The sequence below is a fragment of the Mesorhizobium koreense genome (assembly GCF_031656215.1).
GTDB lineage: Bacteria > Pseudomonadota > Alphaproteobacteria > Rhizobiales > Rhizobiaceae > Mesorhizobium_L > Mesorhizobium_L koreense.
In genome coordinates this window covers 1,477,415-1,491,154 of record NZ_CP134228.1, presented here as the reverse complement: position 1 = coordinate 1,491,154, position 13,740 = coordinate 1,477,415, and the positions used below count along the sequence as shown (strand labels likewise).

Genomic DNA, 13,740 nt, shown 5'->3' with positions numbered 1-13,740 from the left:
AACCTTTTCCCTTTTGGGCAATTGAAAGGGAGGGGGTCTGTTTTCGCTCACGCCCGAACGCCGCTTGCGCGGCTGGTCTCCGAAGCGAAGCCGAACCGTTGGGCGAACTTGGTGGGGGTAACCACCGAGGATGACGAGACGGATCGGCCGCCGCCCTTACTTCACCGTGATGCTCAGCCCGCTCAGATCGGCGTTGATCTGCAGGCCCCTTTGGTCGCCGGTGAGTTCCAGGACGGCGCCTTTTTCGTTCTGCATGACGATCGCCTGAGCACCCCTGCCGATCGCGCCGCCGCCGCCGGCTGCGCCATAGATGCCGGTGACATCGCTGGCGCGGCGGATATGGCGAACGGTGCCGCGGTAATAGGTCTTCGACGCTCCGAAGACGAGGCCGGCCGAAACGCCGCCGATCGAGACGCGATACTTGCGGCCGCGGAAAGTCAACGTGCCCTCGCCGCCGCTACCACCAACGAAGAAGCCGGCCTTGTAGACCGCGAAGCGGATGGTGCCGCTGTCGGCGTGGGCGGCGGAAACAAAACCCAGGCTGGCAAGAGCCATAAGCGCGATGGCGATTGAACGAAAGCGAGGCAGGATCTGCATGACGGAAGGCTCCTCCGATATCGCCGCTTAGCCAGCCGGCCGGGCACGACTCAAGGTCGTTCGGGATTTATAGCCGAAGAGGTTTCGCGCCGCATCAGTTCACGCGGCCGCGCATGCTGTCCCAGACTGGCGGGTTTGAGCGACCTTCTACAGCACCTCGAATACGAAGGCCTGCACCTGCACTTCGGGCTCGCCGACGGTGAAGGCGCGGAAGGGCGGGCTTTCCTCGATCGGGCGCCAGCGGCGCGCCTTCTCCAGACGGTCGAACATGGCGCGGAAGCCGCCCGTTTCCAGCACCGTGTCGCGCACGGTGAAGATGGCGTGGCCGCCCTTCCTCGTGATGCGGGTGAGCTCTTCCAGGCTGGAGGCCGGCGCATGGCCTTCGGTGAATACCCCGGTCGACAGGAAGGCGCTGAAATGCCCGTCCGCCCAGGGCAATCGACCGCCGAGCCCGGCTTCTTTCAACGCTTCGTAGACGTTGCGGGCCGCAGCGATCCTCAGCATGTCGGCCGACATGTCGAGCCCTTCGATATGATCGTAGCCGAGCGCCTTGAGATAGGGCCCTGAAAGGCCTGTGCCGCAGCCGGCGTCGAGGATCGGCCCATTTCCGCGCGTCACATAGCGCGCCACCCAGGCGCCGATCAGGAAGGGCAGCCCATAGCCGAGTACCGCCGTCTCGCGGTCGTATTCGTTCGCCCAGGCAGAATAGGCGTCGCTGAGCTCACCTGGCGTCCGGGCGGAATAGACGAGATCCAGCGCCCGGCGCTTTTCCGGCGTCATGCGTATCGTTCCGGGCATGTCCCACCTGCCTCCGTTCTTTACAGGGGAACCCTACCACCGAACCCTTAAACGATCGTGGAAAACATGGCAGATAGCCGCGGGCGGAAACAAAAAAGGCGCGGAAGCGAGCCGCGCCTTTCGATGACCCGTGTTGGACGACGGCCTATTCCGCCGCGGCGTTCTCGGCCTGCGCGGCCTTTTCCTTGGCTTCCTCGGCAGCCTTTTCGACAGCGAGCGCCTCGGCGGCGGCGACCTTCTCGGCCTCGATCCGCGCGCGCTCGGCGTTCAGCGCGTCGCGCTCGGCATCGTTGAGCTTGCGGGCGCGCACGCCGGTGTTCTCGGAAATACGCGCCGACTTCCCGCGGCGGTCGCGCAGGTAATAGAGCTTGGCGCGGCGCACCTTGCCGCGGCGAACGATCTCGACCGCCTCGACCAGCGGCGAATAGACCGGGAAGACACGCTCCACGCCCTCGCCGTAGGAAATCTTGCGGACGGTGAAATTCTCCTGGAAGCCCGAGCCGGAGCGGGCGATGCAGACGCCTTCATAAGCCTGCACGCGGGTGCGCGAACCTTCGGTGACACGCACCTGCACGCGGACGGTATCGCCCGCCTGGAATTCCGGAAGCGTGCGCTTCTCGGCGATCTTCTGTGCCTGCTCGGCCTCGAGCTGACGAATGATATCCATAGTTACAGCCTCAATTTGTTTCATGCCGGACACGCCGGTCATGGCCGCCTAGACGGTCAGGTTATTCTGAGGAAATCGCGGGCGACATACACAAAATGCACGGCCGTGTCGAGGCTTCGCCGGCAACTTTTTCGTGCAGGCCGTACCGGTGGATCGAGGCGCGATCGTTTCCGTCGACCGGAAAAGCATTTCCCCTTTGCGCCGCTCTACGCTACACGGATCGGGTAACGCCCGCCAGACCACTTTCTTCTCCCCTTGGCTTCCCCCTTTTGGCTTCTCCCTGAAATGACGCTTCTTTCAGCCCTCATGCTTTTCGTGTCCGGCTTCGTCGCCGGTTCCATTAACGCGGTCGCCGGCGGCGGCACCTTCATCACTTTCGGCGCGATGACGCTGATCGGCATACCGCCGATCTCGGCGAACGCGACCTCCTCCATCTCCCAGTTCCCCGGCTACATCACCTCGACACTCGCCTACTGGACCGACATAAAGCGCATGTGGCGCGGCGGGCTCCTGCTCGCTTTCGTCTCCATCGTCGGCGCGCTCGCCGGCTCGCTGATCCTGCTGGCACTCGACAATCCCTCGTTCCGCGCCATCGTGCCGTGGCTTCTGCTCGGCGCTACCGCGCTGTTCGCCGTCGGGCCCTGGCTGAAGCCGAAGGGAGAGGCCCACAGGGAACGGCCTCTCGTCGGCGCCGTCATCCAGTTCATCACCGCCGTCTATGGCGGCTTCTTCGGCGCAGGCATGGGCATCATGATGCTGGCCACCCTCGGCCTCACCGAGACCGGCGACTACCACAAGCTGAACGCGCTGAAGAACATGCTCTCCATCGTCGTGGCCGCAGTCGCCATCATCGTCTTCGCCTCCGGCGGCGTCGTGACGTGGCTGGCGGCCGTCATCATGGTGCCGGCGGTGGCGCTCGGCGGTTATTTCGGCGTATGGAGCGCAAAACGCGTGCCGCAGCTTGCCGTACGCATCTTCGTCATCGCCGTCGGCCTGTTCCTCACGGTCTATTATTTCTTCTGAAAGAGGCCGGGTCCGGCTCGTTTCCTTCAGCGCTTGCCCTGTCCATCCTCCGGACGTTCCTCCAGCAGATCGGGCCGCCGTGCGGCGGTAAGCCTTTCCGCTTCCTCGCGCCGCCATGCCGCGATTTTCGCATGATTGCCGGAGAGGAGCACGTTGGGGATGGGCCGGCCCTCCCATTCCTGCGGCCGTGTATAGTGCGGATGCTCGAGCATCCCCTTCTCGAAGCTTTCCTCCTCGCCGGATGCCTCGTTGCCCATGACGCCGGGCAGAAGCCGAACGACGGCGTCGAGAAGCGCGATCGCCGCCGGCTCGCCGCCGGAGAGAATGTAGTCGCCGAGCGACACTTCCTCCATCCCGCGCGCCTCGATGACCCGCTGGTCCACCCCTTCGAAGCGGCCGCATACGATGAGAGCGCCCGGCCCGCCGGCAAGCTGCCGGACGCGCTTCTGGGTGAGCGGCATGCCGCGCGGGCTCATGAGCAGGCGCGGCCTTGAGTCGTCCGCCGGCGAAGCATGATCGATGGCACGAGCCAGCACGTCGGCCCGCATAACCATGCCGGCCCCACCGCCGGCCGGCGTGTCGTCCACCGTGTGGTGCCGGTCGGTGGCGAAATCGCGGATCTGCACAGTCTGAAGCGACCAGGCCCCGGCGCCGAGCGCCTTGCCGGCAAGCGAGACACCGAGCGGGCCGGGGAACATCTCCGGATAGAGGGTCAGGACGGTGGCGCGGAAGCTCATCGCCGTTCCATCCTGTCCCTGCCCCGCGCACCGGCATTTTCACGCCGCTCTTCTTCCTCCACCAGACCCGCCGCCAGACTGTCGATGCCGACGAAGCCTTTCGCGGGCGCGACTTCGGGCACGGCGGCGCGGGTGAAGGGGATCATCGCCGATGGTCCATTCTTCCGCGCGACTTCGAGAATGTCGCCGGCACCGAAATCGTGGATACCGGCGACCGTGCCGATTTCCGTGCCCTTCTCGTCACGGACGGCGAGGCCGATCAGGTCGGAGTGATAGAACTCCTCCTCTTCCAGATCGGCCGGCAACGCCGAGCGGTCGACGAAAAGCACGGTGCCGTTCAGCGCCTCGGCTGCCTCGCGCGTTGCAATGTCCTTGAAGCGGACGATGGAAACCTCCTTTGCCGGCCGCACGGAGACCACCTCGAAAGCCCGGCCGGCCTCGTCCTGAAGCGGGCCGTAATCGCCGAGTGCTGCCGGATTGCCTGTAAAGCTCCTGACCCGCACCTCGCCCTTTATGCCGTGCGCGGCGCCGATCACGGCCATCTGGACGGGTTTCTCGAGCTTCGTCACCTTGCCTCTCGTCATGCCCATTCACCCGCCGCTAACCGGCCGGGCGCATTGTTCCCCGATCTAGAAGAGGATCGCCAATCTAGAAAAGGATTACTTGGCGGAATGCAAGAATTCCTGATTGCCGCAAAGCCCGATTTGCAGGAGGCGCGCGAGGCGTGGCTGAAATCGCTTGCCCGCGAACGCCGGCTTTCCGCGCTGACCGTCGAGGCCTATGAGCGCGACACGCGGCAGTTCCTGCACTTCCTGACCGGCCATCTCGGCGGCGCGCCCGGCCTTGCCGATGTGAAGGCGCTGAGGCCGGCCGATCTGCGCGCCTTCCTCGCCTATCGCCGTACTGGCGGAGCGGGCGCACGCACGCTCGGCCGCGGGCTCGCCGGCGTGCGCTCACTGCTGCGCCATCTCGAACGGAACGGGCTGGCAAGTGCAGCCGGCGCCACGGCCCTTCGCGCGCCGAAGCAGCCCAAATCACTGCCGAAGCCACTCACCGCCGCCGATGCAAGGCGCGTGGTCGATGTGGGCGAGCAACTTGCCGAGAAGCCATGGATCGCGGCACGCAACGCCGCGGTGCTGGCACTCCTCTACGGTTCGGGCCTGCGCATCTCCGAGGCGCTTGGCCTCATCGGAGCAAACCTCGTAGCCACCTCAGACTCGGCTCTGCGCGTCACCGGCAAGGGCGGCAAGACGCGGCTCGTGCCTGTGCTGCCTGTCGTGGTCGAGGCCATTACCGAATATAAGCGGCTCTGCCCCTACCATCTCGACGCCGAGGGTCCGCTTTTCCGCGGCGCCAAGGGCGGGCCGCTCAACCCCGCGATCATCCAGCGCGAGATGCGGAGGCTGCGCTCTGCGCTGAACTTGCCGGATACGGCGACGCCGCATGCGCTGCGTCACTCCTTCGCCACGCATCTTCTGGGGCGGGGCGGCGATCTCAGGACCATCCAGGAACTGCTCGGCCACGCCAGTCTGTCGACGACGCAAATCTATACCGGCGTCGATACGGCGCGCCTGCTCGAAGTCTACGAGGCCGCGCACCCACGCGCCTGAAGCGGAGGGTAGCGCGAATCTTCGTGGTGCCGTTAACGGTTTCGCTGCTTTTTGCGCCTAGCCTCGGCTGCATGGAAAAAGCCGTCGCCATAGCCGATCGCACCAGCGCCATCGCCCTCCATGCGATGATCGCCGCCAACGCGCTGTTCCTGCTGTCGTTTCTCGCCGTCGCGATCTACAGCGCCGTATAAGTCGGGCGCCTGCTCCGCCTGCTTCACAAAAAGCGTGATTTGGCCGCACCTGGCCGCTCTGCTATCCTTCACCTCTCTCAAGAACGAGGACGGAGCGCATGAGAACCCTTCTTATCGTCGCCGCAAGCCTTGGTTTCTCGATTGTGGCAGCCAGCGCCTGCGATTTCCACAACACGTCAACCTCGGCGAAGGCAGACACGCCTGACCCGATGACGGTCGCGAGCATCAATTCGCCCGCGCCAATGTCGAAGGCGACCGGCGAGGCCGCGAAAAAGCTCGCCAATCCGGACGGCAAGGCGCCGGCCACCAAGCCCGCCGAAGCCACCGAATAAATCCCACCCGCTCCAGAGGAAAAGGCCCGGCGTTACGTCTGGCCTTTTGTTTTTGGGGATGCAAAGCGCATTCGGGCCTAGCCTCCACCTCCTCTCCGTCGCGCTGCGCCCGCCACCTCTCCCCTAAAGGTGGGAGGAAAAGGGCGCCGCAAGCTTGGCTCCCTTCCTCGCCCCCACGAAGTAGGAGAGAAGTGCCGAGCGAAGCGAGGCGGAGAGGGGGACTGACTTGCCGCTAGATATGGATCGGCTTGAAGAAAGTGGCGAGCGCCGCTTCCTTCACTGCTTCCGACATGGTCGGATGCGCGTGGCAGGTGCGCGCAAGATCCTCCGATGCGCCGCCAAATTCCATCAGCACGGCTGCCTCGTGGATCATCTCGCCGGCGCCGAAACCGACGATATGGACGCCGAGCACGCGGTCCGTCGCCTTGTCGGCAAGGATCTTCACGAAGCCGTCCGTATGCAGCATGGCGCGCGCGCGGCCGTTTGCGGTGAAGGGGAACTTGCCGACCTTGTAATCGACGCCGGCCTTCTTCAGTTCCTCCTCGGTCTTGCCGACGGAGGCCACTTCCGGGCTCGTATAGACGACACTCGGGATGACGTCGTAGTTCACATGCCCCGCCTGCCCGGCCAGCATCTCGGCGAGCGCCACGCCTTCGTCCTCGCCCTTGTGCGCCAGCATCGGCCCGGCGATCACGTCGCCGATGGCGTAGATGCCCGGCACGTTCGTCTGGTAATGCTTGTCGACCGCGACGCGTCCGCGCTCGTCGAGCGCCACGCCGGCTTCCTTCAGCCCGAGGCGATCGGAATAGGCGCGGCGGCCCGTCGCGACCAGCACGACATCGGCGTCGATCGTTTCCGCGTTGCCGCCCTTCACCGGCTCGAAGGTGACGCTCGCGCCCTTTTTCACCTTGTTCACGGCCGTGACCTTGGCGCCGAGTCTGAACTCCAGTCCCTGCTTGGCGAGCATGCGCTGGAACTGCCGCGCCACCTCGCCGTCCATGCCGCCGAGGATCGTGTCGAGGAATTCGACCACTGTCACCTTGGCGCCAAGCCGCGCCCAGACCGAGCCGAGTTCGAGCCCGATGACGCCGCCGCCGACCACGACCATCGTCGCCGGCACCTTGGAGAAACTCAGCGCGCCGGTGGACGATACGATCACCTTCTCATCGAACTTGACCTCGACGCCGGGAATGCCGGCGACATCCGAGCCGGTGGCGATGACAATCGACTTCGCCTCGACCTCGGTCTCCTTGCCGTCTTCGCCCGTCACGGCCACCTTGCCGGCCGAAACGATACGGCCGGTGCCGCGGAACGTGTCGATCTTGTTCTTCTTGAAGAGGAATTCGACGCCCTTGACGTTGGCGTCCACGGTCGTGTCCTTGTGCGCCATCATCGCCTTCAGATCGAGCTTGGGCTTGCCGACATTGACACCGAGCGCCGGTAGCGCGTGCTCCGCCTCGGCGAACATCTCGGAGGCGTAAAGCAGCGCCTTGGAAGGAATGCAGCCGATATTGAGGCAGGTACCGCCGAACGTCTCCTCCTTCTCGACGACCGCTGTCTTGAGGCCGAGTTGGGCGCATTTGATGGCGCACACATAGCCCGCCGGTCCGGTTCCGATGATGACGACGTCATAGCTCATGGAGAAATCCCGCCGGCAGGAAGCGCCGGTTCCCTTTTGAAGTCAGATAGGTTCACGCGCAGCGCCCTTCCATCGCCAATGCTGAGCAACATGGCAAGTCTGCAATGCAAAAAGATAAGGGAAGCGGGGGCTTCCGATGCCTCAGGCGAACTGGATCGGCCGACGGAATTGCGTTACCCCTATGGTGGGGCACGCGCGGCGGAGAGGCCATTTGCGCAACATCGACTTCAGTTCGTGGCACAGCCTGCTGGCGACCCTGATCGGGCTGGCGCTCTTCACCCTCATCAGCATCGGCATCCGGCTCCTGATGATGGTCACCATCCAGCAGCGCCGCGAACGCGCCAACCGGCAGATCAACGAGCGCCTGCGCACCCTGATCGCGGCCTACAAGACGCTGGGCGGCTCCTTTACCGGCGATCTGGCGGTCGATCCGGCGCATCTGCGCGACCTGCGCCGGCCGGTTCCGCCGACTGAAGGCGAGGCGGCCGCGGCGGTGGACCTGACGTCCCGGTCCGGGGAAGGATCGGACCGTCGCCGCCGCATCCGCGATGCGGTCGAAGCGGCACTGTCGGACATCATCCTCCTCGGCACCGAGGAGCAGGTGCGGCTGGCCGAACGCGCCGTGCGCGAACTGATCGCCGGACGCCCCGTCCATATGCATGAACTCGTCGTCTCGCTCCGCAATTTCATCCGCGGCGCGCTCGACCTCGCACCGATCCCGCCCGATATCGACATCCCGATGCAAGGCCCGGCACGACCCTCCGGATCGCGCAGCGGCGGCAAGGGCGGACAGGAAGGCGCAGGACGCGGCGGAAGAGGCGGAGGTGGCGGAATGGGTGGCGGCGGAATGGGAATGGGCGGTATGGGCGCTGGCCTCGGGGCAGCCGGCAATGCCGACGATCCGTCTTCTTCCGGCCATTCGACATAGACGTTGCCGGTTTCACGACATGGATCGAACGCAAGAACGGAAAGCTTTCGTCCCACTTTCTCGGTGCGCTCGCCTGGCGCATAGTGTTGCGCCATGCTGAGTGATTCTGACGAAGAACTGATCGAAGCCGCCCGCGCCGTGCTGAAGGCGCGCTTCAAACCGGGCCGGCATGCCGTCGGCAGCGCCGTTCGCACGCGTTCGGGCCGTATCCATGTGGGTCTCAATGTAGAATGCTACGTCACCCGCATCTCCGTCTGTGCGGAAGCGGTCGCCATCGGACGGGTGTCTGTAGAGGGCGAAGCCGACGAGATCGAGACCGTCGTCGCCGTCCGCCAGGCCTCGGCGGACGACCCGAAGGCGAGGGTCGTGTCGCCCTGCGGCATGTGCCGCGAGATGATCAGCGACTACGCGCCCGGCGCCCGCGTGATCGTCCCGGAGGGGAGCGACTCGGAGGTCGTGCCGATTTCCAGCCTGCTCCCCAATAAATATGTGCGTCCCTGAAAAGGACCGACTGGGACATTGATGGCCGGCGACACCGGCCGACCGATGACAAGTCGCGACCTCCTGGCCCGAAACTTTTTCGGAAACGGCTGTTTATTAGCCGCCGCCTCTCCCCTAGCTTTGTCCCTGACCTGAAAATCACGGAGAAGACAATGGCCAACCGCCGCCTCGGCCGCACCGATATCGAGATCGCGCCGCTCGTGCTTGGAACCAATGTCGTCGGCTGGACCGCCGACGAGAAGACCTCCTTCGAAGTGCTGGACGCCTTCGTCGCCGAAGGGTTCACGGCCATCGATACGGCCGATTCCTATTCGCGCTGGGTGCCCGGCAACGACAGCGAGAGTGAGAAGATCATCGGACGCTGGATGAAGGCGCGCGGCAACCGCTCGAAGGTGCACATCTTCACCAAGGTCGGCTCCGACATGGGCCAGGGCAAGAAGGACCTCTCGGCGAAATGGATACTGGAAGAGGTGGAGGCGTCGTTGAAGCGCCTCCAGACCGACTATATCGACCTCTACCAGAGCCACTGGCCGGACCCGACGGTCAAACAGGAAGAAACGCTGTCGGCCTATGACAAGCTCATCAGCGAAGGCAAGGTCCGCCATATCGGCGCCTCGAACTACGACGCCCCCTTGCTCGCCGAAGCGTTGAAGCTCTCGCAAGAGAAAGGCCTGCCGCGCTACCAGACGCTGCAGAACGAATTCAATCTCTACACACGCGACAAATATGAAGGCGCGGTGCAGGATCTCGTCGTGAAGGAAGGGCTGAGCTGCATCTGCTATTATTCGCTTGCCGCCGGCTTCCTCACCGGCAAGTACCGTTCGGAAAAGGATCTCGGCAAGAGCCCGCGCGGCAAGGGCGCGGCGAAATATCTCGACGAGAAAGGCAAGCGTATCCTTGCCGCGCTCGACAAGGTCGCCGGGAGCACCGGCGCCGCCCATGCCGAGATCGCGCTTGCATGGATCAACGCGCAGCCGGGCATCGCCGCGCCGATTGCTTCGGCAACCTCCGTCAGGCAGTTGAAGAGCCTGGTGCGCGGCGCAAGGCTGACCTTGAGCGAAGAAGACGAGAAGCTCCTGACCGACGCCGGCCGCTGACGGCTCCGACGCTCCCGCGAGGACCGCACACGACCTCCGCGAAGGCGGTATTGCGCTGCTTTCGCAGGTTAAGCAAAGTGTTTATGGTAATATTTTAATAAATATTTATCAGTTAACTAATGTTTAAGAATACCTCTTAGCCCGGCACTCGAATCCCGCTAGATATGCTTGGCAGAAGCGGGGTGGAGTACACCGGACGGGCGGCGGCAAGCCGTCCGGGATCGGCGCGCCGAAGCGCCGACGAATATCGGTCCTTCCCGCGATGCATGGCGCCTTTCCGGCGCCTTACAGGATCATTTTTCGCCGCGCCCCCACAGGTCGCAGCGACCCTGGGGTTTGTTGCGCCAAATGCTGATGGATCGCTCATTCGGGAATCTTTTGAACGAGGCTCCGACCGTCCGCGTCGGCGGCATGCCGATCAGCGTGCTGGACCGTCCTGGCGCCGCGGAACTGATGGTCCGCGTGGCGATGACACGCAAGCGCGGCGGCCGGCCGCTCTATTTCACCTCCGTCAACGGCGAGGCGATCGCGCGCGCGAGCCGCGATCCGAAACTCGCCGCCCTCTTCCTCGCCGCCGATCAGATCCTGGCCGACGGGCAGCCACTGGTGATCGCTTCCCGCTTTCTGTGCCGCATCCCGCTACCCGAGCGCGTCGCGACGACCGACCTCGTTCACGACGTGGCCCGGATCGCCGAACGAACCGGCGCGACTTTCTATCTCCTGGGCTCGGAAGAGGAAGAGAATGCGCGTGCGGCCGCGGCGCTCCGCGAGGCCTATCCCGACCTGCGAATCGTCGGCCGCTGCCACGGTTTCCTGAAAGGCGAGGCGCTCATGGCCAAGCTCAAAGAGATTGATGACCTGGCGCCCGACATCATATGGCTCGGGCTCGGCGTGCCGATCGAGCAGCAATTCGTGCTCGATTATGCGCATCTCCTACCGAATGTCGGGGTCATCAAGACATCGGGTGGGCTCTTCAACCACATTTCGGGCAGGAACCCGCGCGCGCCGCTTTGGATGCAGCGCTTGGGCTTCGAATGGCTGTGGCGCACGATGATGGAGCCGCGCCGGCTTTTCTGGCGCTATCTGACCACCAATCCCCTCGCCGTCTATGCCTTGCTGAGGTATTCGAAATGACACGCCCCGCCGATGAAGCCGCTCCGGGCTTCACGATCGAAACCGAGATCGCCGTCATCGGCGGCGGCCTCTCCGGCACGCTGGCGGCGGTCACACTGGCGCGCGCCGGCTACGATATCACGCTGATCGACCGCCACGCGGTCTATCCGCCCGACTTCCGTGTGGAGAAGATCGGCGGCGAACAGGTCTCCATCCTGAAAAGGCTGGATCTGCTCGGCGCGCTGGAGGCGAGCGCCGTCGAATTCGACGAGATCGTCAATGCCCGCAGGGGCCGCATCCTCGACCGTACCCGGACGCGGCACTACGGATTCCTCTACGAAGACCTGGTCGCGACGATGAGGGCGCAGCTTCCCGCCACCGTGCGGTTCGTCGTCGGGCGCGTGGACGATCTCAAGACCGGCGTCGATCGCCAGACTGTCTCGGTCCTCAACCAGGGTACGGTGAACGCCAGGCTGATCGTGCTGGCGACAGGAATGGGCGATCTGCTCCGCCGCACGCTCGGCATCAAGCGCCGCTTCATCCATCAGCGGCAGTCTCTGACCTTCGGCTTCGGCGTCAAGCCGGCTAGCGGCGCGAACTTCCGCTACCCCGCCCTCACCTACTACGGCGAAAAGGTCTCGGACGGCATCGACTATCTGAGCTTCTTTCCGGTCGAAGGCGGTACTCGGGCGAACCTCTTCACCTTCCGCGACCATCGCGACCCCTGGGTGAAGGAGCTCCGCCAGTCCCCGAAGGAGACGCTGCTCGCCACGCTGCCCGGCCTGCCGAAGGTGCTCGGCGACTTCGAGATCGTCGACCGGGTGCAGAATTGGCTGATGGACATCGCGGTCGCCGAAGATTGCCGCAAGCCCGGCGTCGTCCTCATCGGCGACGCCTACCAGACCTCCTGTCCGGCAGCCGGCACCGGCGTCAGCCGCCTCCTGACCGACGTGGAAAGGCTTTGCACCGTCCACGTGCCGCAATGGCTGAAGACATCCGGCATGCCGGCCTCCAAGATCGCGACCTTCTACGACGACGCCCGGAAGCAGGCAGCGGACGCGAGCGCGCTTCGGCTGGCGGAATATCGCCGCAGCCTCACCGTCGCGACGGATTTACGTTGGCGTACCCGCCGGCTCATGCTTCTTTCGCGTCGCCGCCTGGTCGACAGCATCGACCGCCACGCACCGGCCGTTGGCGCCACGATCCGCCTGCTGCGCAGCCAGGCTGCGTAAGGCATTCCCGTCCGTCAGAGGCATTGGCGGCGGCTTTCCACCCGTTGCCTTTTCAGGAAACCGCCTGTCCTTCCGAAGTGGAAGTGCTCGCCGCGACCGGGTGCGGAAGCTTGCGCGCGTCGCGCGAGCCGTTGAACCAGCGACGCGCCAGGGCTTTCGCCGCCGGCATCCGGCCGACCAGCGCTCCTGCCGCATGACCGAGCGGGCTGCCGGCGCGCGATATACGCCACATCGGTGACGGGCGGGCGCCGAAGGTGAGCTTGTAGGGCTCGTCGCCGATGGTGAAATCGAGTCCACGCCCGCCACGCTCGATCGTGTCGCGCGCGATCTGTTCGAACAGGAGACTCCCCAGCGACTGGTTCTTGAAGCCGTCATAGTCGAAGCCGCTCAGGACGACCAGGACGGAGCCGTTCCGACCGATCAGTCCGAGTGCCGCGGCTACCACCTTTCCATCCACCGTGATCGCATAGGTGCGGATGTGGTGGTTGCGCCCCTCGACCGCAACACTCCGATAAAAATCGTAATAGGCCGGCACCTGCAGAAGGTCGCCCGTACCATCCTCGCCACTGCCGAAGCGCAATCCCCGATAGGTCCTGAGCGCCTCGAACGTTCGCCCTATCCGTTCCTCGTCCTCGACGCATTCGAAGCGGACCGTTCCGCGCCGGTGCAATTGCCGCGACTTCTTGTCGAGTTCCTTGCGATAAGAGCGCGGAAGTTGCTCGCGCCATAGATCGTAGCTTTCGGCCAGCGGCGCCTCGTAGGCGCTCATACCCATCGCCTCGCGCCGGCGGACGCCGAACAGGTGCTCGAGCGCGAGCGCGTCGTCGGCAAGCTTGCCGATACGCAGGAGATCGTAGGGACGCGTGAGCGTCCGGATGCGCGCGACGCAATCGCCATCGGCGAGAACAGAGGCGAAGGTCGCGGCGTCCGTCACCGGCGAGACGTAGTCGGAGGCCCTGAGATCGGCGAATTCGACAACCCGGAGCATCGAATAGCGGCGGCGCAGGAGCGGCAGTACCATGGCGAGGCTGCCGTCGCCTTTGCGCCGCACGACAAGGATCAGCGGGCTGGCGGAATTATGGGCAAGCAGCCTGCCATAGAGCGCCGCGAGCCAGACCGGGCTCTGGAAAGGGGTCGCCGCCGATCTCTCGAAGAGATCGACATATTCCCGGGACTGGAAGTCGAAGGAATTCTCAACCGAAACGTCGAACATGAAGGACGAAACCGGGTTCTGGAGAAAAGCGGTTGCTCGTCATGGTCTCGGCCAAGGGTCCG

15 protein-coding genes are annotated in these 13,740 nt (G+C 64.7%); 8 read left to right on the top strand and 7 right to left on the bottom strand.

Annotated elements, in window-relative coordinates:
• Positions 1-156: 156 nt before the first annotated feature.
• The 3 genes from RBH77_RS07145 to rplS all read right to left on the bottom strand — a co-directional run bounded on the left by RBH77_RS07145 (position 157) and on the right by rplS (position 2,062).
• A complete protein-coding gene (locus RBH77_RS07145) occupies positions 157-597 on the bottom strand; it encodes a lipid-binding SYLF domain-containing protein (RefSeq protein WP_311031448.1) in 441 nt (146 codons plus the stop codon).
• Positions 598-744: 147 nt separating this feature from the next.
• Entirely contained in the window at positions 745-1,395 is a 651-nt protein-coding gene (locus tag RBH77_RS07140) for a class I SAM-dependent DNA methyltransferase (protein ID WP_311031447.1), read from the bottom strand.
• Positions 1,396-1,540: 145 nt separating this feature from the next.
• Entirely contained in the window at positions 1,541-2,062 is a 522-nt protein-coding gene (rplS, locus tag RBH77_RS07135) for a 50S ribosomal protein L19 (protein ID WP_311031446.1), read from the bottom strand.
• 285 nt (positions 2,063-2,347) lie between these two features.
• Here rplS and RBH77_RS07130 point away from each other — a divergent pair, with 285 nt between their 5' ends.
• On the top strand, positions 2,348-3,085 hold the full coding sequence (locus RBH77_RS07130) for a sulfite exporter TauE/SafE family protein (protein WP_311031445.1): 738 nt from the start codon (positions 2,348-2,350) through the stop codon (positions 3,083-3,085).
• Positions 3,086-3,111: 26 nt separating this feature from the next.
• On the opposite strand, the gene trmD is transcribed toward RBH77_RS07130, so the two are convergent.
• Together trmD and rimM are read right to left on the bottom strand one after the other, a co-directional pair.
• Positions 3,112-3,822 (bottom strand): tRNA (guanosine(37)-N1)-methyltransferase TrmD, encoded by a 711-nt coding sequence (gene trmD, locus RBH77_RS07125; RefSeq protein ID WP_311031444.1) that lies wholly within the window; start codon positions 3,820-3,822, stop codon positions 3,112-3,114.
• Entirely contained in the window at positions 3,819-4,391 is a 573-nt protein-coding gene (rimM, locus tag RBH77_RS07120) for a ribosome maturation factor RimM (RefSeq protein ID WP_311032449.1), read from the bottom strand. The genes trmD and rimM overlap by 4 nt, the downstream gene beginning before the upstream one ends.
• 102 nt (positions 4,392-4,493) lie before the next feature.
• Here rimM and RBH77_RS07115 point away from each other — a divergent pair, with 102 nt between their 5' ends.
• Both RBH77_RS07115 and RBH77_RS07110 read left to right on the top strand, forming a co-directional pair.
• A complete protein-coding gene (locus RBH77_RS07115; RefSeq protein WP_311031443.1) occupies positions 4,494-5,432 on the top strand; it encodes a tyrosine recombinase XerC in 939 nt (312 codons plus the stop codon).
• 289 nt (positions 5,433-5,721) lie between these two features.
• Positions 5,722-5,955 carry a hypothetical protein gene (locus RBH77_RS07110; RefSeq protein ID WP_311031442.1) on the top strand — a complete coding sequence of 78 codons (234 nt, stop codon included), beginning with the start codon at positions 5,722-5,724 and terminating at the stop codon, positions 5,953-5,955.
• 232 nt (positions 5,956-6,187) lie between these two features.
• Here RBH77_RS07110 and lpdA read toward each other — a convergent pair whose 3' ends face one another.
• Positions 6,188-7,594, bottom strand: a complete 1,407-nt coding sequence (gene lpdA / locus RBH77_RS07105; RefSeq protein ID WP_311031441.1) for a dihydrolipoyl dehydrogenase — start codon at positions 7,592-7,594, stop codon at positions 6,188-6,190.
• A 211-nt stretch (positions 7,595-7,805) separates the two neighbouring features.
• Between lpdA and RBH77_RS07100 the strand changes: the two genes are divergently transcribed.
• From RBH77_RS07100 to RBH77_RS07080, 5 genes are all read left to right on the top strand, one after another.
• Entirely contained in the window at positions 7,806-8,522 is a 717-nt protein-coding gene (locus tag RBH77_RS07100; protein ID WP_311031440.1) for a hypothetical protein, read from the top strand.
• Between the two features lie 93 nt (positions 8,523-8,615).
• A complete protein-coding gene (locus RBH77_RS07095) occupies positions 8,616-9,023 on the top strand; it encodes a cytidine deaminase (RefSeq protein ID WP_311031439.1) in 408 nt (135 codons plus the stop codon).
• Between the two features lie 152 nt (positions 9,024-9,175).
• Positions 9,176-10,120, top strand: a complete 945-nt coding sequence (locus RBH77_RS07090; protein WP_311031438.1) for an aldo/keto reductase — start codon at positions 9,176-9,178, stop codon at positions 10,118-10,120.
• A 354-nt stretch (positions 10,121-10,474) separates the two neighbouring features.
• Positions 10,475-11,254, top strand: a complete 780-nt coding sequence (locus RBH77_RS07085; protein ID WP_311031437.1) for a WecB/TagA/CpsF family glycosyltransferase — start codon at positions 10,475-10,477, stop codon at positions 11,252-11,254.
• Entirely contained in the window at positions 11,251-12,465 is a 1,215-nt protein-coding gene (locus RBH77_RS07080; RefSeq protein WP_311031436.1) for an FAD-dependent oxidoreductase, read from the top strand. The genes RBH77_RS07085 and RBH77_RS07080 overlap by 4 nt, the downstream gene beginning before the upstream one ends.
• Before the next feature lie 52 nt (positions 12,466-12,517).
• On the opposite strand, the gene RBH77_RS07075 is transcribed toward RBH77_RS07080, so the two are convergent.
• The gene (locus tag RBH77_RS07075) at positions 12,518-13,678 is read right to left on the bottom strand and encodes a GNAT family N-acetyltransferase (protein ID WP_311031434.1); all 1,161 of its coding nucleotides are present in this window, start codon (positions 13,676-13,678) and stop codon (positions 12,518-12,520) included.
• Positions 13,679-13,740 lie beyond the last annotated feature (62 nt).